Origin of the sequence: Alitabrizicola rongguiensis (genome assembly GCF_021491355.1) — a bacterium.
Lineage (GTDB): Bacteria > Pseudomonadota > Alphaproteobacteria > Rhodobacterales > Rhodobacteraceae > Aliitabrizicola > Aliitabrizicola rongguiensis.
In genome coordinates this window covers 590830-610395 of the sequence record NZ_JAKENF010000002.1, presented here as the reverse complement: position 1 = coordinate 610395, position 19566 = coordinate 590830, and the positions used below count along the sequence as shown (strand labels likewise).

The 19566-nt window shown below is 64.9% G+C and carries 19 protein-coding genes; 7 read left to right on the top strand and 12 right to left on the bottom strand.

Going from position 1 to position 19566, the window contains the following annotated elements; all coding sequences use genetic code 11:
• Window positions 1-36 precede the first annotated feature (36 nt).
• A complete protein-coding gene (locus tag L0V05_RS08900) occupies window positions 37-201 on the bottom strand; it encodes a hypothetical protein (protein ID WP_234869757.1) in 165 nt (54 codons plus the stop codon).
• 14 nt (window positions 202-215) lie between these two features.
• Between L0V05_RS08900 and L0V05_RS08895 the strand changes: the two genes are divergently transcribed.
• Window positions 216-1526: an MFS transporter gene (locus L0V05_RS08895; RefSeq protein WP_234869756.1), complete on the top strand. Its 1311-nt coding sequence runs from the start codon at window positions 216-218 to the stop codon at window positions 1524-1526.
• 40 nt (window positions 1527-1566) lie between these two features.
• Here the strand turns inward: L0V05_RS08895 and L0V05_RS08890 are convergent, their stop codons facing one another.
• Window positions 1567-2010 carry a glycine zipper 2TM domain-containing protein gene (locus tag L0V05_RS08890; protein WP_234869755.1) on the bottom strand — a complete coding sequence of 148 codons (444 nt, stop codon included), beginning with the start codon at window positions 2008-2010 and terminating at the stop codon, window positions 1567-1569.
• Between the two features lie 148 nt (window positions 2011-2158).
• On the opposite strand from L0V05_RS08890, the gene L0V05_RS08885 reads away from it, so the two are divergent.
• The gene (locus tag L0V05_RS08885; RefSeq protein ID WP_234869754.1) at window positions 2159-2947 is read left to right on the top strand and encodes an inositol monophosphatase family protein; all 789 of its coding nucleotides are present in this window, start codon (window positions 2159-2161) and stop codon (window positions 2945-2947) included.
• Window positions 2948-2965: 18 nt separating this feature from the next.
• On the opposite strand, the gene L0V05_RS08880 is transcribed toward L0V05_RS08885, so the two are convergent.
• The 4 genes from L0V05_RS08880 to putA are packed head-to-tail and all read right to left on the bottom strand — an operon-like array spanning window position 2966 to window position 8045.
• A complete protein-coding gene (locus tag L0V05_RS08880) occupies window positions 2966-3430 on the bottom strand; it encodes an OsmC family protein (protein ID WP_234869753.1) in 465 nt (154 codons plus the stop codon).
• 37 nt (window positions 3431-3467) lie between these two features.
• A complete protein-coding gene (locus L0V05_RS08875; RefSeq protein WP_234869752.1) occupies window positions 3468-3827 on the bottom strand; it encodes a GFA family protein in 360 nt (119 codons plus the stop codon).
• Window positions 3824-4564, bottom strand: a complete 741-nt coding sequence (locus L0V05_RS08870) for a rhomboid family intramembrane serine protease (protein ID WP_234869751.1) — start codon at window positions 4562-4564, stop codon at window positions 3824-3826. The genes L0V05_RS08875 and L0V05_RS08870 overlap by 4 nt, the downstream gene beginning before the upstream one ends.
• Window positions 4565-4595: 31 nt before the next feature.
• Window positions 4596-8045: a bifunctional proline dehydrogenase/L-glutamate gamma-semialdehyde dehydrogenase PutA gene (gene putA / locus L0V05_RS08865; protein WP_234869750.1), complete on the bottom strand. Its 3450-nt coding sequence runs from the start codon at window positions 8043-8045 to the stop codon at window positions 4596-4598.
• A 104-nt stretch (window positions 8046-8149) separates the two neighbouring features.
• Between putA and L0V05_RS08860 the strand changes: the two genes are divergently transcribed.
• Together L0V05_RS08860 and L0V05_RS08855 are read left to right on the top strand one after the other, a co-directional pair.
• Window positions 8150-8608 carry an Lrp/AsnC family transcriptional regulator gene (locus L0V05_RS08860; RefSeq protein ID WP_234869749.1) on the top strand — a complete coding sequence of 153 codons (459 nt, stop codon included), beginning with the start codon at window positions 8150-8152 and terminating at the stop codon, window positions 8606-8608.
• 166 nt (window positions 8609-8774) lie between these two features.
• A complete protein-coding gene (locus tag L0V05_RS08855) occupies window positions 8775-9224 on the top strand; it encodes a hypothetical protein (RefSeq protein WP_234869748.1) in 450 nt (149 codons plus the stop codon).
• A gap of 190 nt (window positions 9225-9414) precedes the next feature.
• Here the strand turns inward: L0V05_RS08855 and L0V05_RS08850 are convergent, their stop codons facing one another.
• Both L0V05_RS08850 and L0V05_RS08845 read right to left on the bottom strand, forming a co-directional pair.
• Window positions 9415-9768 (bottom strand): EF-hand domain-containing protein, encoded by a 354-nt coding sequence (locus L0V05_RS08850; protein WP_234869747.1) that lies wholly within the window; start codon window positions 9766-9768, stop codon window positions 9415-9417.
• 17 nt (window positions 9769-9785) lie between these two features.
• Entirely contained in the window at window positions 9786-10049 is a 264-nt protein-coding gene (locus L0V05_RS08845; RefSeq protein WP_234869746.1) for a hypothetical protein, read from the bottom strand.
• 217 nt (window positions 10050-10266) lie between these two features.
• On the opposite strand from L0V05_RS08845, the gene L0V05_RS08840 reads away from it, so the two are divergent.
• Window positions 10267-11172 (top strand): alpha/beta hydrolase fold domain-containing protein, encoded by a 906-nt coding sequence (locus tag L0V05_RS08840; RefSeq protein WP_234869745.1) that lies wholly within the window; start codon window positions 10267-10269, stop codon window positions 11170-11172.
• 142 nt (window positions 11173-11314) lie between these two features.
• On the opposite strand, the gene mgtA is transcribed toward L0V05_RS08840, so the two are convergent.
• Window positions 11315-13897 carry a magnesium-translocating P-type ATPase gene (gene mgtA, locus L0V05_RS08835; RefSeq protein ID WP_234869744.1) on the bottom strand — a complete coding sequence of 861 codons (2583 nt, stop codon included), beginning with the start codon at window positions 13895-13897 and terminating at the stop codon, window positions 11315-11317.
• A 352-nt stretch (window positions 13898-14249) separates the two neighbouring features.
• On the opposite strand from mgtA, the gene L0V05_RS08830 reads away from it, so the two are divergent.
• Complete coding sequence (locus L0V05_RS08830) at window positions 14250-15248, top strand: LacI family DNA-binding transcriptional regulator (RefSeq protein WP_234869743.1); 999 nt, start codon at window positions 14250-14252, stop codon at window positions 15246-15248.
• On the opposite strand, the gene L0V05_RS08825 is transcribed toward L0V05_RS08830, so the two are convergent.
• The 3 genes from L0V05_RS08825 to L0V05_RS08815 are packed head-to-tail and all read right to left on the bottom strand — an operon-like array spanning window position 15245 to window position 18407.
• Window positions 15245-16402 (bottom strand): Gfo/Idh/MocA family protein, encoded by a 1158-nt coding sequence (locus L0V05_RS08825; RefSeq protein WP_234869742.1) that lies wholly within the window; start codon window positions 16400-16402, stop codon window positions 15245-15247. The genes L0V05_RS08830 and L0V05_RS08825 overlap by 4 nt on opposite strands.
• A gap of 9 nt (window positions 16403-16411) precedes the next feature.
• On the bottom strand, window positions 16412-17296 hold the full coding sequence (locus tag L0V05_RS08820; RefSeq protein ID WP_234869741.1) for a TIM barrel protein: 885 nt from the start codon (window positions 17294-17296) through the stop codon (window positions 16412-16414).
• A 10-nt stretch (window positions 17297-17306) separates the two neighbouring features.
• Window positions 17307-18407, bottom strand: a complete 1101-nt coding sequence (locus L0V05_RS08815) for a Gfo/Idh/MocA family protein (protein WP_234869740.1) — start codon at window positions 18405-18407, stop codon at window positions 17307-17309.
• A gap of 180 nt (window positions 18408-18587) precedes the next feature.
• Between L0V05_RS08815 and iolC the strand changes: the two genes are divergently transcribed.
• Window positions 18588-19553 carry a 5-dehydro-2-deoxygluconokinase gene (gene iolC, locus L0V05_RS08810; protein ID WP_234869739.1) on the top strand — a complete coding sequence of 322 codons (966 nt, stop codon included), beginning with the start codon at window positions 18588-18590 and terminating at the stop codon, window positions 19551-19553.
• The last annotated feature ends 13 nt before the right edge of the window (window positions 19554-19566 follow it).

The following is a 19566-nucleotide window of genomic DNA, read 5'->3' as shown; positions in this document are numbered from 1 at the left end:
TCTGCCAGGGTAATGGTGGTCAGCGGCAGGCTGCGGTCAGCCCTTTTTCTTTGCTTCGGCCGCCGCCTTCAGCTTGGCCAGGAGCTCGGTTTTGGGTGGCGTCTGGCCATACGGGTTCTTCGCCGTACCCTTGGCATTGTGCTCCTGATGTTTCGGTGCGTTCTTGCGCTGCGAGGAATTTCCCGACTTGCTGTAATCCATCGCGATGCTCCCGCTTGACACTATTCCCGGACTTCTTGCCGGAAAAGCGCTGCCCCGACAAGGTGAACGCCCGGCAATGGACGCCGACGTCCGGGCGTGACAGGGTCCGGCACATGGAAAACGATCGCACCATCAGCGCCAGCCGCATGCGCCTTCCTCGCGGGATCTGGGCGCTCGGTCTCGTCTCGCTCCTGATGGATGTCTCCTCAGAGATGATCCACGGCCTGCTGCCCGTCTACCTCGTGACGGTCTTCGGTGCAGGCTACGCCGCGGTCGGGCTTATCGAGGGCATCGCCGAGGCGACGGCGCTGATCGTCAAGGTGTTCTCGGGGACGTTGTCCGACTGGCTTGGGCGCAGAAAAGGGCTGGCCGTCGTCGGTTATGGCCTTGCCGCGCTCACCAAGCCGGTCTTTCCGTTGGCGGGCAGTCTGGGTTGGGTTGTTGCCGCGCGGTTCATCGACCGCGTCGGCAAGGGCATCCGAGGAGCGCCGCGAGACGCGCTTGTGGCCGACCTCGCGCCGCCAGAGCTGCGAGGCGCGGCCTTCGGATTGCGCCAGTCTCTCGACACGGTTGGCGCCTTTCTCGGGCCGCTGCTGGCGATCGGCTTGATGGCGCTTTGGGCCGGGAACTTCCGCACAGTCTTCTGGGTGGCCGTAATCCCTGCTGCGTTGTCGGTGCTGGTGCTTGTCGTCGCGGTGAAGGAACCGCGTACCGCCCGGCCCGCCAGAACCGCACGGTTTCCGCTGCATCGCGCGGAACTTGCCCGTTTGCCCGGGGCCTTCTGGCGGGTAGTGGCCGTGGCGCTGGTCTTCACCCTCGCGCGGATCAGCGAAGCGTTCCTGATCCTGAGGGCCTGCGATGCGGGTCTGGCCATTGCCTTGTCTCCGCTCGTTCTCGTGGTTCTTAACCTCGTCTATGCGCTGACCGCCTATCCGGTAGGAATTCTGTCGGACCGGATCGGGCGCGAGGGCCTGCTGATGCTGGGCTTCGCGGTTCTGGCCCTGTCGGATCTGGTGCTGGCCCTTGACGGCGGGCTGCCGGTCATCTGGGCAGGGATCGCGCTGTGGGGACTGCACATGGGCTTGACGCAGGGATTGCTTGCCACGCTTGTCGCCGATACGGCGCCGCGGGACCTGCGGGGAACGGCCTTTGGCCTGTTCAATCTGGCGGGGGGAGTGGCCGTCCTGGTTGGAAACTTCGCGTCCGGCCTGATCTGGCAGGCACATGGCGCCGAGGCGACCTTCGGACTTGCTGCGCTGGTGACCGCCCTGGGCTTGATGGGGCTGGTCTGGCTGTCGCGCCATCGCCCGGATAGAAAGGAATAGCGCGCCGCCCACTGGCCGGCGCGCCATCCGCCGTCGCGGATCAGCCGATGATCCGCGCGCCACCGTTGCCGGTGAACTGAACCTTCACGCGCTGTCCGACCTTGAAGTTCTGGTTCTGGACCACTGCAATCGAGCGCCCGTCGTCCAGACGTACGGTCCATTGCAGCGCTGTCGTGCGCGAGTTCGCGGCGGCCATGTTCGAACCGGCAGCCATCCCTGCAGCAGCGCCAAGGCCAGTCATCACGTCCTTGCCGGTCCCGTTGCCGAACTGGTTGCCGATGAGCCCGCCGGCAATGCCGCCGACAACCGCGCCGGCCATCTGGCTGTTCGGATTGGTTTGGACGACCTGCTGGACGTTGGTGATCGTGCCGTCGAAGACAGTCTGCTGCGCGACCGCGGGATAGGTGGTGGCGGTCGTCGTCGGCACACAGGCCGCCAGTGCGGCACAAGCAACGAGAGGAAGGGCGAGTACTGTCGATTTCATTGATGAAACTCCTTGGGACGGACAACCCATCATTAGGCCATTTGTGAATCTCCTCCAAGGGCTAGGTGGTTCCAACCAGCACCGTCCCCCTTTCCTTCCCACCCCATCCCGCCTATACGCACGCCCTGACAAACCGGAGCCGATCGCCATGCAGGGCAGCGCCAACCTCAACCTGATGATCAAGGCCGCACGGAAGGCGGGCCGCAGCCTCGTGAAGGATTTCCGCGAGGTCGAGAACCTTCAGGTGTCGTCCAAGGGTCCGGGCGATTTCGTTTCGCGCGCGGATCGCGAGGCCGAACGGATCATCAAGGAAGAACTCCTTGGCGGGCGCCCCACCTATGGCTGGCTGGGCGAGGAAACCGGCGGGCAGGACGGCGAGGATCCGACCCGGCGCTGGATCGTCGATCCGCTGGACGGGACCACCAATTTCCTGCACGGCCTGCCGCATTGGGCGGTGTCTATCGCGCTTCAGCACAAGGGCGAGATCGTTTCGGGCGTGGTCTATGATCCGGCGAAGGACGAGATGTTCGTCGCCGAGAAGGGCGCCGGAGCTTGGCTGAACGACACGCGTATCCGCGTGTCAGGGCGCCGTCACATGATCGAGGCGATCTTTGCCACCGGCGTGCCCTTTGGCGGGCGCACCACGCTGCCTGCGACGCTTCAGGACCTGGCGCGGTTGATGCCGGCCTGCGCCGGAGTGCGGCGTTGGGGGGCGGCTGCGCTCGACCTCGCGTATGTTGCTGCAGGCCGTTATGATGGCTACTGGGAGCGCGGCATCAACGCTTGGGACATGGCGGCGGGACTGCTGATTGTTCGCGAGGCGGGTGGCTTCGCCTCGGCGATCCGCGAAGGCGACGATCCGATGGAAAAAGGCGCGGTGATCGTCGGAAATGGCGAACTCTTCGAAAGCTTCCGCAAGATCATCCGCGGCGAGTGACGCAGAGCCTTTCTACCTTCAGACAACCTCGAAGGTCGGTTCATAGCGGACAGGGAAATTCACTGACCGCGCGATGAAGCACACCTCGTGGATGCGGTGGTGGATGGCCTCGGCCTCCTGCAGGTCGGCGCCGGCCCGCAGTGCAATGTGCGGCCGCAAGGTCGCTGCCGAAAAGCGACCTGCACCACCTGCAGATACCTCGCCGATGCCGATGGGCTTGTCCTCGTAGCGTGTGACGATGATCCTGGCATCCGCAGCGTAGTGCAGATACCACAGCATGTGGCAGGCCGACAAAGCCGAGAGCAGCAGATCCTCCGGGTTCATCTTTCCCGGATCGCCGCCGAGAAGCGGGTCGTTCGAACAGGGAACAACCGCCTTGCCCGGCACCGCGATATCCCAGGTCCGATCATAGGCGCGATAGCCCGAGGTGCCCGTTCCCCGGTTTCCGGTCCAGACGATCCGCGAGATGTAGGCGTGTTCCATGAGGGCTCCAGTTTGCGGGGACGTGGCTTTGCGACGCTCAGCCGCGATCTGATGGATGGTTCACCCCGTCGGCCCAGGGAACATCGCCCAGATCGCGAGGATTGATGCCCTCGAGGATCGCGACGTTGATACCAAATTCGTTGGGGTTCGAGCGGCGCTGGTGGTGGGTGTAGATGCCGCAGGTCCTGCAGAACCAGTGCTTGGCGGTCTTCGTGCCCCATTGATAGAGCGTCAGGGTGTCGGCCCCCTTCACCACCCGCAGATCCTCGAGCCTGGCCGAGACAACGATCGCGCCGCGGCGCCGGCAGTAGGAACAGTCGCAGCGCCTGGCGGTGGCAAAGCCATCAGACAGCGTCACCTCGATCTCGACCGCACCGCAGTGGCAGGTGCCCTTCATCTGCGCCGCCTCACGATCGGAACGCGGCTGTTGGCATAGGTGATGGCCGGATGGGGCGGCAGGCCTTTGGTCCGGTCCCAGAAGGTCCGCCCGCCTAGGCGCAGCCATAGCGGCAAGGTCAGCGCCACCCCGGCGATGAAGCCGCCGGCGTGAGCCCAATGGGCGACCCCGCCTTCGGCGGGCGAGGTGATCACCCCGCTGCCGATCTGGATCAGGAACCACAGCCCAAGCATCAGCCAGGCACGCACGGGGAAGACTTTGAAGAACACCACGAAGAAGATGAACACGTCCACCCGCGCCTTGGGGAACAAGAGCAGGTAGCCCCCCATGACCCCGGCGATTGCCCCTGATGCGCCGACCATCGGGATGCGCGAATAGGGGTCCGCGACGATCTGCAAGGCGGCAGCGGCAAGGCCGCTGGCGAGGTAGAAGGCGAGAAAGCCCAGATGGCCCATCTCGTCTTCCATGTTGTCGCCGAAGATGTGCAAAAACAGCATGTTGCCGATCAGGTGCATCCAGCCGCCATGCAGGAACATAGAGGTCAGGATGCCATGCAGATCGTGCCCCTCCATCACATAGAGCGGCACGAGTCCCCAGTGATCGAAGAACACGGCCGCCGCATAGTCAGAGGTCAGGCGCGGCCAATAGAGCAGGAAGATCACGATGTTCATCGCGATCAGGGTGTAGGTCACGTAGGGCGTGCGGCCAGACGGGTTGTGATCGCGGATCGGGAACATGGGTTCAGCGTTCCCGATCCGAAAGGGGGCGTCAAGTCTCGGCGGCCTCGGACAGAAGCCGCGCGTTGCCGCCCGCCGCTGTCGTGTCGATGCAGACCTGACGTTCCAGCTGCGCGTGGCACCGGTCGGGCATCCCTCCGATCAGAGGCAGGATAGGACCATGCCGCCCCGCCAGTGCCTGTGCATAGGGCCGGGCTTGTTCAGGGCTGCCCCAGTGCAGCGCGCCAGAGAAGCCGGTGAGCGTTGCCAGCGCTTCCGGTGGCAAACCGGGCGCAAGGGCGGCCGACCCGCCCAACGCGCGGATCGCCTGCGCCTGCTGCTCTGCGGCTGCACGACCGGGGCCAAGGCAAAGAACCGGCGCGCGGGCCGAGAGCGTGAGGCGGTTCGACTCGCCGGTCGGGCCGGGAAGCTCCAGTGTCTCGTCAGCCCGGGCCTCTGCCGCAGCGGCCTTGATGGCGTCTTGCGCGACGGTGGCAGTGGTGGCCGTGCCGTCATCCAGCGCGGGATCGGCTGCGCCGCGGGTAAACCTGGGCAGATAGTTCGGGCCGCCCGCCTTGGGGCCAGTGCCCGACAGGCCCTCGCCGCCGAAGGGCTGGCTGCCGACGACCGCGCCGATCTGGTTGCGGTTGACATAGAGGTTGCCGGCATGGACGCCTTCGACAATGCGCTGCACCCGGTCGTCGATGCGCGTATGCAGCCCGAAAGTCAGCCCGTAGCCGGTGGCGTTGACCGCCGAGACCACCTTGTCCAGATCCGCGGCGCGGAAGGTGGCGATGTGAAGGACAGGGCCGAAGATCTCGCGCGGCATGTCCTCGATGCCCTTCACGCGCAGGACGGTTGGCGGGATGAAGGTGCCCTTGCGGGGCGCGTGAAGCTCCTTCAGCACCCGGCGCTCGGCCCGTGCGGCCTCGATATAGGCGCGGATACCGGTCTGCGCCTCGGTATCGATAACCGGGCCGATGTCGGTGGCAAGGTGCCAGGGATCACCGATCGTCAGTTCGTCCATCGCCCCGAAGAGCATCTCTTGGACGGTTTCGGCAATATCCTCCTGCAGGTAGAGGCAGCGCAGCGCCGAACAGCGCTGGCCTGCCGACTGGAAGGCCGAGGCCAGCACGTCGCGCACCGCCTGTTCCGGCAGCGCGGTCGAGTCGACGATCATCGCGTTCAGGCCGCCGGTCTCGGCGATCAGCGGCGCGGTCGGGTCGAGATGGTCGGCCATGCTGCGACGAATGATCTGGGCGGTCTCGGTGGAGCCTGTGAAGGCGACGCCCGCGACGCGCGGATCGCGGGTGAGCGCCGCGCCGACCGATCCGTCGCCCGGCAGGAGTTGCAAGGCCGTCTTGGGAACGCCCGCCTCGTGGAGGAGCGACACGGCGAGGGCCGCGATCAGTGGCGTCTGTTCGGCGGGCTTCGCCAGAACGGCGTTGCCTGCGGCAAGCGCCGCGGCGATCTGGCCGGTGAAGATGGCGAGCGGGAAGTTCCACGGGCTTATGCAGGCGAAGATGCCGCGCGCCGGTGCGGTTAGCGCTTTTGCCCCGACAGCGTAGTAGTGGAGGAAATCCACCGCCTCGCGCAGTTCCGACACCGCATCCGGCAGGGATTTCCCGGCCTCCCGCGCCAGAAGGGCAAAGATCGGGCCGAGGTTCTGCTCGTAAAGCATGGCGGCGCGGGACAGGACGGCGGCTCGTTCGGCGGAGGCAGCAGACCATGGCTCGGCAACAGACAGGGCTGCATCCACGTCCGAGGGAAGCGCTGGCAGGACATGGCCGGCAACCGCGCCAGTGGCCGGGTTGGCGATCACCGCCCGCTTTCCGCCTGAAGCGGGGCCGGCAAGGATCGGGCGCGCTTCGAAAGGATGGTCCATATGCTGTTCGCGCGCGGCCTCGATCGCAGCGAGATCGGTCAGGTCGGTCAGGTCGTGGCCGGTCGAGTTAGGACGTGGCGCGAAAAGCTGCGGCCCGGGCGGGATGGCCGGATTGGCGATTGGCTCCATCGCCTCCATCGTGCTCAGCGGGCAGGCCGCGACGACCTCGGGCGGGACCTCGGCATCGACGATCTGGTGGACGAAGGACGAGTTGGCGCCGTTCTCGAGCAGCCGGCGCACGAGATAGGCCAGAAGGTCACGATGGGCGCCCACGGGCGCGTAAATGCGGCAGCGCGTGCCGTTGTCGGTCAGCACGAGGTCGTGCAGCCGTTCGCCCATGCCGTGCAGGCGCTGGAATTCGAAGGCGGTCTTGTCCTCTGCCATATCTAGGATCGCGGCAGCGGTATGGGCGTTGTGGGTGGCGAATTGCGGGTAGATGCGGTCCGTCATCCCGAGCAGCTTGCGCGCATTGGCGATATAGCTCACGTCCGTTGCCTGCTTGCGCGTGAAAACCGGGAAGGAGGCGAGGCCCAGCACCTGCGCCCGCTTCACCTCGGCATCCCAGTAGGCGCCCTTCACCAGCCGAACCATGATCTTGCGGTCAAGCCGGATGGCCAGCGCATGGAGCCAGTCGATCACCGCCCCGGCGCGGCGCCCATAAGCCTGAACGACAACGCCGAAGCCGGTCCAGCCCACAAGGCTCGGGTCCGACAGGACAGACTCGATCACCTCGAGCGACAGCGCCAGTCGGTCGGCCTCTTCTGCGTCGATGTTGAAGCCGAGGCGGGATTCCTTGGCGAGACGGGCGAGGGAGAGGACACGCGGCACGAGTTCCGCCAGCACCCGGTCACGCTTGGCGATCTCATAGCGCGGATGGAGGGCGGAAAGCTTGACCGAGATCCCCGGATTGGCGCGGATGTCGTCGCCCTTGGCGGCGGCGCCGATGGCGCGGATCGCCGCCGCATAGGCCGCCTCGTAGCGCTTGGCATCGGCGGCGGTCCGGGCGGCCTCGCCCAGCATGTCGTAGCTGTAGGTATATCCCTTCGCCTCAAGTTCTTCTGCGCGGGTCATGGCCGACTGGATCGTCTCGCCCAGCACGAACTGGCGGCCCATCTCCTTCATCGCACGGGCGACGGCGGTCCGGATCACCGGTTCGCCCAGACGGCGGACAGCGGCGCGCAGATGGCCGACGACGCCCGGCTCGCGATCGTCGAGCACCCGCCCGGTCAGCATAAGCGCCCAGGTCGAGGCGTTCACGAGCGACGAGGAAGACTGGCCGAGGTGCCGGCCCCAGTCGGACGGGGCGATCTTGTCCTCGATTAGCGCGTCCATCGTCTGGGCGTCCGGCACCCGCAGCAGCGCCTCCGCCAGACACATGAGCGCGATGCCCTCGTCGGTCGAAAGCCCATATTCGGCGAGGAAGACCTCCATCAGGCCCGGACGGGTCGAGGCGCGGATGCGGGTCACAAGATCGGCCCCGGCGGCGCTGATCCGGGCGCGGGCTTCGGTGTCGAGCCTGGCGTCTTCGATCAGACGCAGCACAAGCGGGCTCTCCTCGGCCAACGAGGCCGCGGTGATGGTGGTCCACGGGTCAGTCTGGGTGGCGCTGGCGGGCATTGCGGGCTCCTGTGCTTTGGGTCAGGATACACGGGAACACGCAGGCGATTTTCCCGATGATGCGGGAACGGCGGTCGCCTTGACTGTTTTTGAGGTGATTGGTGATGCCATCTTCCTTCGACCTCGACGAATTCGACCGCGCCATGCTGCGGGTGCTGGAAACCGAAGGGCGGATTCCTGCGGTGGAACTGGCGCGGCGCGTGGGGCTCTCCAAATCACCCGTTCAAGCTCGGCTGAAGCGGCTGGAAGAGCAAGGGATCATCACCGGCTACCGCGCGGTTCTGGACCATGTACGCATGGGCGAGGCGCATGTGGCCTTTGTGGAGGTCAAGCTGTCCGACACACGCGAGGCGGCGCTGCAGGCCTTCAACCGGGCGGTGCTCGCCGTGCCGGAGATCGAGGAATGCCACATGATCGCGAGCAGGTTCGATTACCTGATGAAGGTGCGCACGACCGACATCCAGTCCTATCGCCGGGTGCTTGCCGAGCGCATCTCGGCCCTTCCCCACGTCGCCTCGACCTCGACCTATGTGGCGATGGAGGCGGTCAAGGAAACAGCCTGAGCCGGGCGCCCGGCCATTGCCGCGGAGGCGCAAACAGCCCGGTGAAATGCGAAATCGCCCGAAGCTTCGCAATCTGGATAGCGCACCGACGCAATCGTCCGCATGGAAAGCGGTGGTGCCCAGGCCCAGGGCGCCAATTCTGTAGTGCAAAGGGACTATTCACATCATGAACACCGCCGTTTCGCTTCTCTCCGCCGTCATGGTCATTGCCCTCGCCACGGCTGGCCAGGCCAAGACCGTCTCTCAGCGCGAATACGAACGCGGATACAAGGACTGCTCTCAGGGGCGCTACGACCAGAACCAGCACGGAGAATCCTACAAGAAGGGTTGCCGGGCGGCGGAAGACGGGCAGCCGATGACTCCTCCCGCAGCGGGTCAGGCCGCCCCGTCGAGCTCGGGGAAAGCGAAGATCTCGGACCTGCAAGGGATGGACTCGATCAAAGCCATCGACGTCATCATGTCGCGCGGTTTCAACGACGTCGATTCATTCTCGTCCGGAGACACGTTGTACGGGATCTACTACAATCCCAAGACGCTCCAGTGTGTCCAGGTGACCAACGCCAACAACCGTGTCGTCAGCGCCGACGACATCGGGACTCATCCGAACTGCCATTGAGAACCTGCGCGTGACGGCTGTCGTCCTGGACAGGCTGATTGGCCCGCAGCCGTACGATCCAAAGGCCCCGACGAGGCGAACGTTCGGCTTGTTCAGAAGAGACCGTTCTTCATGAAGAAAGGTCGCCGGCATTTCTGCCGTCGACCTGAGTTCAGAAACCTGCGGCGGCTGTGCTCAGCCGCCTCTGTGGTCACTTCAGGACGCCGTCGCCGTCCTGGTCGGCGGTCTTGAAGTCGGACCGCACCTGCTCGGTGAGTTCCTCGACAGAGATCACGCCGTCGCCATTCGTATCGATCGCGGTAAACTGCTCTTCGGAAAAGACGACGAGCGCCTCGGTCTTGTCGACCTTGCCGTCGCCATTGGCGTCAAGCGCCGGATAAACCGCGGCGACGAACGCGTCCATTTCATCGACAGTGATCACCTCATCGCCATTGCGGTCTACAAGGTTGGCGGCCTCACCCGGAACGGTGGGCGCATCCTCGGCGAAGGCGGGAATGGCAAGAAGAGACAGGGCGAGTGTGGCAGTCAGGATGCGAAGGATCATCTCTATGTCCTTTCCAATCACGACTGCTTCTTGCAGGCCAGTTTGTGGCCGACGAAGCCGCCGCCGCCGCCACCCGCAATCTCCATAAGCGACTTGCCGACTCCGCCGCCGAAGATACCGCCGACCGCGGCCCCGAGAAGGACGCCCGCGGCCGTGCCGGCGATGCAGCCGATCTCGTGATCGCGCTTCTGTTTCTCGGTCTCCTGCGTCGTGGTGGTCTGGGCCAGGGCTGCGGTCGTTGTGAACGCGATGGCCAGCAGAAGTGTGATCGGTTTATTCATGCCTGATCCTATTGGCTGTAATTCGTACAATCCTGATAAGTGGGCGCACATCTTGTGGATGTGATCGCCGCAGGCACGATAAGCTGTCCCGTCTGCCCTGTCACGAGGGGGTGTGCATTTATTGCGCGCAGAGTACCGGCCGCAGTTGACGTCTTGCCGCGACTGGGTCGAAACTGGGCGCCGACAGACAAAACAAAAGCCAGCGGGGAAGCGTGGAGTGGCGGAACAACCGAGTCGACTCCTGTCAGTTCTTGCCGCGCTGATCATGGCGGCGGCGACTGCGGCAGGTCTGTACTTCGTCGCCCAGGCGCAGCGGCCGGCGGCCGCCCAGACCGACATCCGCTATGCCCCGGAGTCCGAGAAGAACAGGCTTGACCTGTACCTGCCGGCCGGTGACGGACCATTTCCCTACGTGATCGACATTCATGGTGGCGACTTCACCGGAGGAGACAAGTCCGATACCCCGGTGCCAGAGCCGCTGCTTGATCTTGGCATTGCCGTCGTGCGCGTGAACTACCGACCAGCGGCCGAGGCGAAGTGGCCGGGTCCGCGCGATGACGTCGTTGCGGCGGCGCGGTTCCTTCGCACGGCTGGCCCGCAATTCGGGCTCGATCCTGCGCGCTATGCCCTTTGGGGAAAATCTGCGGGCGGCTTCCTCGCGGTGACTGCCGGACTGGAACTGACGCGAGAAGGACAGGCCCCGCGGGCGATCGTGGATTTCGGAGGGCCCATGGCCTTCGGCCAGTTGGATGCCGATATGGCCGCGCTTGACCGTGTGCCTGCACGTGGACCAGCCGATGCGGCCGATAGTCCCGAAAGCCTACTTCTGGGTTTCCCGATTGCCGGGAACCGGGCCAAGGCCGACGAGGTAGGACCCATTGGCGTTCTTTCAGCCTGGCCTGCGGGGCAAAAGCTGCCGCCGCTGATGATCCGTCACGCCGATGGCGATCTGGATGTGCCGCAGTTGCAATCGGGCCGCCTGCGCGATGCGTGGATCGCCGCGGATCCTTCTGCACTTGTCGACTTCGTCGTGGTTCAGGGTGTGGATCCATCCACCACGGGTCTTTCCGGCGAGGATACCGCGGGCGAGGTCGCTGTGTTTCTGGCCGAGCGACTGCAGTAACGACCCGTTCGCATCGAGCTGGTTCGATTTGAAACGCCCGCGTTAGGTGAGCTGTCATCTGATGGGCTGACGACCTATTGAAAAGGGCAGACGGGTGCCGGCGGCGCCATGCTCAAAGCGCCAGGTTTTCAATAATTTCCAGTCAGTTGCGGGATGGCGGGGCCCTCGTCCCGTCTCCGGATCGGGGGGACGCGCGGAAAAACCAGCTCTTCGTCACTTCGGTTGCAGCCATATAGCCGATGAGAATGGCGAGGATCGCAGAGAGCGTACCCAACGACAGCGGCACAAAACCGAAGAGCGCGCTCAGCGGGCCAAGCCAGGGAATGGCGAATGTGAAGGCAAAGACCAGAAGCGTCGACGACAGAAGGATTGTCCCCGGTCGGCTGCGGAATACCGGGCGGCGGGTTCGGAGGATCAGCACAACCGCCAGTTCGGTCATGAGCGAGATCATGAACCAGGTCGTCTGAAAGACCGGCTCGTCCGCCTTTAGCACCCAAAGCAGCAGGCCGAAGGTAAGGAAGTCGAAGATCGAGCTGACCAACCCGAAGACGATCATGAAGGACCGGATCTCAGCGACGTTCCAGCGCTGCGGCGACGACAGGCGTTCCGGATCGACACGGTCGCCTGCAATCGTCAGAGACGGCAGATCCGACAGGAAGTTGTTCAGGAGGATCTGTTTCGCAGCCAGCGGCAGGAACGGCAGGAAGGGCGTCATGACCGCCATGCTGATCATGTTGCCGAAATTGGCACTGATCGTGATCGAGATGTATTTGAGCGTATTGGCGAATGTACGCCGCCCGCCCTCGACCCCTGCGCGCAGCACCTCAAGGTCGCGGCGCGTCAGAACGATGTCGGCGCTTTCGCGGGCCACGTCCACAGCCTCGGCCACCGAAATTCCGACGTCAGCGGCATGAAGGGCAGGGGCGTCGTTGATCCCGTCGCCAAGAAAGCCGACGACCCCTCCGGTGCGCTGAAGCGCGCGCACGATGCGCTCTTTCTGCTGCGGATCAATCTCCACAAACAGATCCGTGCGAGGGGCAAGGTGCCACAGTGCCTCGTCGCGCATTCCGGCGATCTGCTCACCCGTCAGCATGGCATCGGCATCAAGCCCTACCGCGCGGGCAACATGGGCCGTGACCAGACGGTTGTCGCCGCTGATCACTCGGATCGCGATGCCCAGGCTGCGCAGCGAGGCGATGGTTGCAGCCGCGTCGGCCTTCGGCGGGTCGAGGAAGGCGAGGAAGCCCTGGAACGTCATCTCCTTCTCGTCGGTCCGGGCGTAGTCGGGCCGTGCCGCAAAGCGGCGCGTCGCAACCGCGAGCACGCGCAGGCCTTCGCTGCTGCGCTCGCGGAAGATCGCCTCAAGCGCCGCACGGCGGGGCACATCCAGCGGCACCGCATCACCGCCGTCCTGCACCAGGGTGCAGGTGCCGAGCACTTCGGAAAAGGCGCCCTTGGTCACCATGAGGTGACCGTCCGATCCGCTTTCTGACAGCACGATAGTCAGTCGCCGACGCTCGAAGTCATAAGGGATCTCGTCGATCTTGGTGATGCCGGCCGAGGCGAACCCTGCCACCTTGCCTGCTTCCACGAGCGCTGCGTCGAGCGGGTTCTCGATCCCGGTCTCGAAGCTGGCATTGAGCCAGGCCAGCCGCTTCACCTGCTCTGATGCAGCGCCCGCCGGATCCAGGGCGTCGCGAAGAACCAGCTTGCCTTCGGTGAGGCTGCCGGTCTTGTCACAGCACAGCACAGTCATCGAGCCGAGGTTCTCGATGGCTTCAAGCCGGCGCACGATGACGCCCGCCTTGGCCATGCGCTGCGCCCCTGCCGCCAACGTGACGCTTACGATCGCCGGCAGGAGTTCGGGCGATAGACCAACGGCAAGTGCAGCGGCGAACATCAGCGAGTCGATCATCGGCCGGTCGAGCAGCAGGTTGGCGCAGAACACGAAAAGCACGACCAGCACAGTCACCCGGATGAGGAGATAGCCGAATTGCCGAAGGCCACGCGCGAAATCGGTCTCTGGCTCGCGTGATGCGATCTGGGCGGCGATGGCTCCAAAGGCAGTGTTGCGGCCGGTCGCGGTGACAAGGACCCGCGCGGTGCCGCTGCGCACCGACGCGCCAAGCCAGACCATGTTGGAGCGTTCTCCCACAGGTGCGTCAGGTGGCACGATGCCGGGGCGCTTTTCGACCGGGAACGACTCGCCCGTGATGCTGGCCTCGCTGACCAGGAAATCCTGCGCTTCGATCACCCGGCCGTCAGCTGGTACGAGGTTTCCCGCCGAAAGCAGGATCATATCACCGGGCACGAGTCCGCTGACGGGAAGACTGGTCTCGGCACCGTCGCGGAGCACGCGTGCGGTCAGTGCCAGCCGGTTCTTGAGCGCCTCGACGGCGACCGAGGCACGGTATTCCTGAAAGAAGCCAAGCGTCCCGCTGCCCAGCACGATCAGGAGGACAATCCCGGCATCGACCCATTGCCGAAGAACCAGCGAAATCGCGGCGGCGGCCAGAAGGATCAGGACGATCGGGCTTTCGATCTGCCTCAGGACAAGTCGAAGCACGCCGAGCTTCGGCGCCGCTTCAAGGTGGTTCGGCCCAAGGTCTGCAAGGCGTGATTGCGCCTGACGCGCCGAAAGCCCGTCCGCCCCAGCCTCCAGACTTGCCGTCAGTGCGGCGACATCCTGGCTCCAGAAGGCGGCATCACCCGTCGCCTCATGCATTTTTGCTCTCGCACGCAGGCTTGTCTGTCGCCTTTGATAGCACGCAAGTATCGCTACGGATATCTCGGCTCATCAAGCGGTTGCAGGCAAAGTCCATATTCGAGCGTCAATCGCGCCCGGCTTGGCGCCGCGAAGGTGCCTTCCGGCGGCCTGCTCGCGCAAAGTGGCCTTTGCGCCAATGCGCTTCCACTCTGCCGTCTGGTCGCCCGGGCGATCTGGAAGTGGCGGAATGGCGGGCGCCATGCAATAGATGGATGTCATCGCGCGCGCCTTGCGCAGGGGGGCGCCCCGATGATCTGGCGGTCAGACAGCCCGGCGGGCGGGAACAGGGAAGGCGCAGCGGCAGGAGCGGATGGCGATCACGCTGAAAGAGGTTGCGGAGCGGGCCGGCGTGTCGAGGGCCGCTGTGTCGCGCGCCTTCACCGAAGGCGCCTCGGTCTCGGCCAAGACGCGCGCCAAGGTCGAGAAGGCGGCTGCCGAGCTCGGGTACAGCCCCAACATGCTGGCGAGAAGCCTCACGACGCGGCGCACGCAACTTGTGGGTCTCGTTTCGAACAACTTCCGCAATCCGGTCTTCCTGCAGATCTTCGACCAGTTCACTCGGGCAATCCAGGAGCGTGGTCTGCGGCCGCTTCTGCTCAACCTGACGGAGGACACCGATCCCGCCCGTTCCGTGCAGCTTCTCAGACAATACTCGGTTGACGGGGTCATCGTCGCGTCGTCGCATCTGCCGACCGACTTTGCCCGAGCGTTCCGCGATGCCGGACTGCCCGTGGTTCATGCCTTTGGCAGGGCCGAGGCCGAGCCGAAGGTGAACGTCGTCGCGATCGATAACGTCGCGGCGGGGCGCATGGCGGCCGAGACATTGATTGCACGCGGATACCGACAGCTCGGATTCCTTGGCGGGCCCGAGGGAGCCTCCACCACCCAGGACCGGCTTGCGGGGTTTTCCGAACATGCCGCCCGGCAAGGGGTTCCCGTCACAATCGGATTTGCCGGTGCCTACAGCTTCGAGGCGGGCCATTCCGCTATGCAACGTCTTCTCGCGCAGGAGACGCGGCCTGACGCCTGGTTTTGCGCCGACGACGTTCTGTCGATCGGGGCGCTCTCGGCCGCCGCCGAGGCAGGGCTGCGGATTCCCGACGAGATCGGCATTATCGGCCTGAACGACATGGAAATCGCCTCTTGGTCCAACATTGCCCTGACGACGATCCACCAGCCCTTCGAGGCGATCGTGGCCGCCTCGATCGATCTCATCGTCTCGACCTTCAATGATCCGGCCCGCGCGCCGGAAGTCAGGCTGTTTCCCTGCCACATCGTCGAACGGCGGACGCTGCGGCCCTTGCCCTAACGGAAGAGCGTGGGCCTCGCATCGACCCAGGCCCCGTCAGCCCTGGCCGAGGCCACCGCAGCATGGATCGCGGCTATGGAGCGCAGCCCGTCTTCGGCTGTCGGGAACAGCGTGATCGCGGGATCGGGCCTTCGTCCCTCCGCCGCCGCCAGAAGGCTTTCGCCCAGGTCGCGGTAGATGTTGCCGAAGGCAAGAGGCATCCCCTCCGCATGGCCCACGGTCACCCTGCTTGCGCGGTCGGCCTCGGGCGAGAGATTGCCCTCGCCGCGCTCGATGACCTGCAGCCGCCCGCCGAGCGGCATGTAGTAAAGCTGGTTCGGCTGCTCCTGCGCCCAACGCAGCCCTCCGGTTTCGCCAAAGACCTGCAGCGTCAGGCCATGCTGCCGTCCGATCGCGACCGAAGAGGTCCAGAGACGCCCCACGGTGCCGCCATCCATCCGGAAATTCACCATCGCGTCGTCCTCGAGCACCCGGGACGGCAGGCACGAAGCGAAATCGGACGAGAGCCGCTCCACCTGCTGCCCGGTGACGAAGCTCGCCATGTGCATCGCATGGATGCCGCAATCGGCAAACTGGGCCGAAACGCCGGCCTGCGCCGGATCGTAGCGCCAGCGGACCCGCGGGTTGTCGGCATCCGCCGCATTGGCGTGGTGCCCATGGGCGAATTCGGCCACGACGACCCGCACCCGACCAAGATCGCCGCGCGCCACCATCGCCCGCATGTGCCGCACAAGTGCATAGCCGGTATAGCCATAGTTCACCGCGCAGATGCGGCCCATCCTTCGGGCGGTCAGGACAAGGTCCTCGGCCTCGGCTTCGGTCACCGTCATCGGCTTTTCACAAAGCACGTTGATGCCTGCCTCCAGAAAGGCCTTGGCGATGGCATAGTGGGTTGCATTGGGCGTAGCCACCGTCACCAGGTCGATCCGGTCGGGCCGGTTTCTTTCGCCTTCGAGCATCTCGCACCAGTCGCCGTAGGCCCGGTCGGGCGCGATTCCAAGTGCGCTTGCGAAAGCGCGACCCGCCTCGGGATCGACGTCGAGCGCCCCGGCGGCCAGGGTGAAATACCCGTCGAGGCCAGCAGCGATGCGATGGGCCGGTCCGATCTGGCTGCCTTTGCCACCACCGATCAGACCCCAGTTCAGCCGTTTCATGTTCGCCTCCTAGAAGCCGATCGAGGAAAGATAGGCCCGGTTGGCGCGGGCATCGTCGATTGGCGATGTGGGTCCCGCCGGGTCACAGTCCTGCTCCACTGTGCACCATCCCTCGAACCCGGCATCGAGCAGGATCTGGCGGACGGCGGGAAAATCCACGTCGCCGCGCCCGAGATTGCAGAAGATGCCCTGGGCGCAGGCATCGTAGAACCCGGTCCGGTTCGCGACGGCGCGAGCCTTCACCTGCGGATCGATGTCCTTGAAATGCATGTAGGAAATGCGCCCGATATGCCGGCGCATGAACGCCACCGGATCGAAGCCGGCATAGGAATGGTGGCCCGTGTCGAAGCAGATCTTCAGGAGCCGCTCGTCGATCTCGTCCAGAAGTCGTTCGAGTTCCGGCTCGAAGTCGATGAAGCCTGCCGCATGGGCATGGATGCCGACCGACAGCCCGTGATCGACGCCAAGCTGAGCGACCTTGCGGATCCGATCGACGAAGCCCGCCCACTCGGCGGCATCCATCTGCTCGGCCTCGCTGGCACGGCCGGCGGTCGGCGCCCGCCGCGGCGAAATCGAGTCGATGAGCACAAGATGCCGCGCACCGTGGGAGGTCAACGCCCTGCAGGTGCGCTCGCTGGCATCCCAGACCTCGTCCCATTTCGACGGATCGTGAAACGGACGGAACACCACCCCGCCGATCAGGGTCAGCCCATTCTCGGCGAGCGCGTCTGCCAGGGTTGTCGGATCTTCGGGCATGTAGCCGATCGGACCGAGTTCAATCCCGCGGTATCCGGCAGCAGCGCAGTCTGAAAGCACCTTGCGCCAGGGGGGATTTCGCGAATCGTCCGCAAATTCGACACCCCAGGAACAGGGCGCATTGCCGATCCTGATCATCTCAACCCTCTCACAGTTCCATCCATGTTCCCGAAGCCGCCGAGGCCTGCGCGGCGGCAATGACGCGGTTTACTTCCATCCCGTCGCGGAAGGTCGGCCAGCGTGACTTGCCTTCGGCGATGGCTGTCAGAAAGTCCTTCGCCTCGATGATGATCTGGTCCTGATATCCGGTGCCGTGCCCTGGACCCTGGCAGAAGGCCAAATAGTCGGGATGGTCCGGGCCGGTCAGAATCTTGCGGAACCCCCGGATCGTTGCCGGGTCGTCTGCCTTGTACAGCCAGAGCGCATTCTGGTCTTCCTGATCGAATCGGATCGCGCCTCGCGTTCCGGTGATCTCGTAGGCGTAGCCCATCTTCCGGCCATGGGCGATCCGGCTGAACGACAGATGGCCCATCGCACCGTTCTCGAACCGGCACATGAACTGTCCGAGGTCATCATTGACCGCTCGCCCCTCGTGGCCGGGGCGCTCGGCGTGAACGGTCGCGATGTCTGCACTGAGCCTGGCGATGGGCCCGACCAGAGCCAGCGCGGCGTTGATCATATGGGGTGCAAGATCGCCCATCGTGCCATTGGCAGCACCGAAGTTGCGCCAGGTCGCGGGGCGCGTGCCGTCTGCGTCGAAATCCTCGGTGTGTTCGCCGCGGAACCAGGTCACCTTGCCAATCTCGCCCGAAGCGACAAGAGCGCGGGCGAATTGCGAGGCCGGCGTACGGATGTAGTTGAATCCGACCATGTTCACCGCCCCCGACGCCTCGGCCGCCGCGACCATGGCACGGCTGTCGTCAAGGTTTGCGCCAAGCGGCTTCTCGCAGAACACTGGTTTACCAAGGGAAAAGGCATACTCCGCAATCGCCCGGTGTGTCTCTTGCGGAGAAGCGATCACCACGGCTTCGACCTTCGGATCGCCCACAAGGACGCGCCAATCCGAGGTCGCCTGAGCGAAGCCATAGGCTGTCCGATACCGCTCGGCGGAGGTGGGACTCGTGGCGCATATCATTTCCAGCCTTGGCCGCAGTTGCGTGTCGAAAACTGCGCCAACCGCCGCCATCGCAACGGAATGGGCCTTGCCCATATAGCCGCCGCCAACGATTCCGATGCCGATTTCCCGCATCGTGCAGACCTCTGGAAAAGAAATTGCAACCGGTTGCAAAATGGCTATCGTGAGTTCCGGGACTCGTCAACTCGGATTCACTCCGGGCCTGCCGAGAAGAGGAACCAAACGGAATCGGAATGTCATGATCGCCGTCCTCCAGTTCATGGGCCCCGGCGCACGGGCAGCCAAGGTGACGTGATGCAGCGCCTGTGGGAGCGTCTTCGATCGAACCGCTTCGTCGTTCTCGGACGTGTGGGGATGGACTTGTATGCCGACCCGCCCGGCACCCGGATCGAGGAGGCAAGCCGCTATGTCTCTGCCATCGGCGGGTCTGCGGGGAACATTGCTGTCGCGCTGGCAAGGCAGGGAGCGACTGCTTCCCTGTTGTCCTGTGTTTCCGACGATGCGGTCGGGCGCTACTGTCTGGCGGAACTCGCGCGTTTTGGCGTTGAAACGGGGCATGTCCGGCGCGTCTCGGGCGAGGCACGCACCTCGCTCGCCGTTGTCGAGACCCGCCCTGTCAGCGCCCAGGCTGTTCTCTACCGCAACGGCGCGGCGGACTTCGCCTTGACCCAGGACGATGTGGAACGGGTCGCCTTCGATGGTGTCGCGGCGCTGGTCATCACCGGAACCGCGCTGGCAAGAGAGCCGTCGCGCGGGGCTGCCGTTGCCGCGGCGTCTCGGGCCCGGAAGGCCGGGGCGATCGTCGTGCTCGATCTCGACTACCGCGCCTATTCCTGGACCTCGCAGGCCGAGGCGGCGGAGATCTGCCTTTCGATGGCGAGGACGGTCGATGTTGTCGTCGGCAATGATGACGAGTTCGGGCTTCTCGCAGGGAATGGCGAGCGCGGCCAGGACCTTGCCCGCGACCTTGCGTGGGGTGGGGCCTGTTTCACGGTCTATAAGCGCGGCGCCGAGGGCAGCATCACATTCACCGCCGATTACTCTTTCAGATCGGGCATTTTCCCCGTCGCAGCACTAAAGCCGATGGGGGCCGGCGACGGCTTCATGGGTGGGCTGCTTGCGGGTCTTGCCCAAGGAAAGACACTGGAGGCTTCTGTAGGGCGCGGCGCGGCGACGGCGGCGATCATCGTGGCAGGCATCGGCTGCGCCCCGGCCTCTCCCGATCGTGCGACGCTCGATGAGTTCATGAGCAGGTACTGAGTGGTGGAGGAAA

Bases quoted from the DNA above. Each gene is read 5' to 3' on its own strand.
- L0V05_RS08900 (WP_234869757.1), bottom strand. From the start codon at position 201: ATGGATTACAGCAAGTCGGGAAATTCCTCGCAGCGCAAGAACGCACCG.
- L0V05_RS08890 (WP_234869755.1), bottom strand. From the start codon at position 2,010: ATGAAATCGACAGTACTCGCCCTTCCTCTCGTTGCTTGTGCCGCACTG.
- L0V05_RS08885 (WP_234869754.1), top strand. From the start codon at position 2,159: ATGCAGGGCAGCGCCAACCTCAACCTGATGATCAAGGCCGCACGGAAG.
- L0V05_RS08880 (WP_234869753.1), bottom strand. From the start codon at position 3,430: ATGGAACACGCCTACATCTCGCGGATCGTCTGGACCGGAAACCGGGGA.
- L0V05_RS08875 (WP_234869752.1), bottom strand. From the start codon at position 3,827: ATGAAGGGCACCTGCCACTGCGGTGCGGTCGAGATCGAGGTGACGCTG.
- L0V05_RS08870 (WP_234869751.1), bottom strand. From the start codon at position 4,564: ATGTTCCCGATCCGCGATCACAACCCGTCTGGCCGCACGCCCTACGTG.
- putA (WP_234869750.1), bottom strand. From the start codon at position 8,045: ATGCCCGCCAGCGCCACCCAGACTGACCCGTGGACCACCATCACCGCG.
- L0V05_RS08860 (WP_234869749.1), top strand. From the start codon at position 8,150: ATGCCATCTTCCTTCGACCTCGACGAATTCGACCGCGCCATGCTGCGG.
- L0V05_RS08855 (WP_234869748.1), top strand. From the start codon at position 8,775: ATGAACACCGCCGTTTCGCTTCTCTCCGCCGTCATGGTCATTGCCCTC.
- L0V05_RS08850 (WP_234869747.1), bottom strand. From the start codon at position 9,768: ATGATCCTTCGCATCCTGACTGCCACACTCGCCCTGTCTCTTCTTGCC.
- L0V05_RS08845 (WP_234869746.1), bottom strand. From the start codon at position 10,049: ATGAATAAACCGATCACACTTCTGCTGGCCATCGCGTTCACAACGACC.
- mgtA (WP_234869744.1), bottom strand. From the start codon at position 13,897: ATGCATGAGGCGACGGGTGATGCCGCCTTCTGGAGCCAGGATGTCGCC.
- L0V05_RS08830 (WP_234869743.1), top strand. From the start codon at position 14,250: ATGGCGATCACGCTGAAAGAGGTTGCGGAGCGGGCCGGCGTGTCGAGG.
- L0V05_RS08825 (WP_234869742.1), bottom strand. From the start codon at position 16,402: ATGAAACGGCTGAACTGGGGTCTGATCGGTGGTGGCAAAGGCAGCCAG.
- L0V05_RS08820 (WP_234869741.1), bottom strand. From the start codon at position 17,296: ATGATCAGGATCGGCAATGCGCCCTGTTCCTGGGGTGTCGAATTTGCG.
- L0V05_RS08815 (WP_234869740.1), bottom strand. From the start codon at position 18,407: ATGCGGGAAATCGGCATCGGAATCGTTGGCGGCGGCTATATGGGCAAG.
- iolC (WP_234869739.1), top strand. From the start codon at position 18,588: ATGCAGCGCCTGTGGGAGCGTCTTCGATCGAACCGCTTCGTCGTTCTC.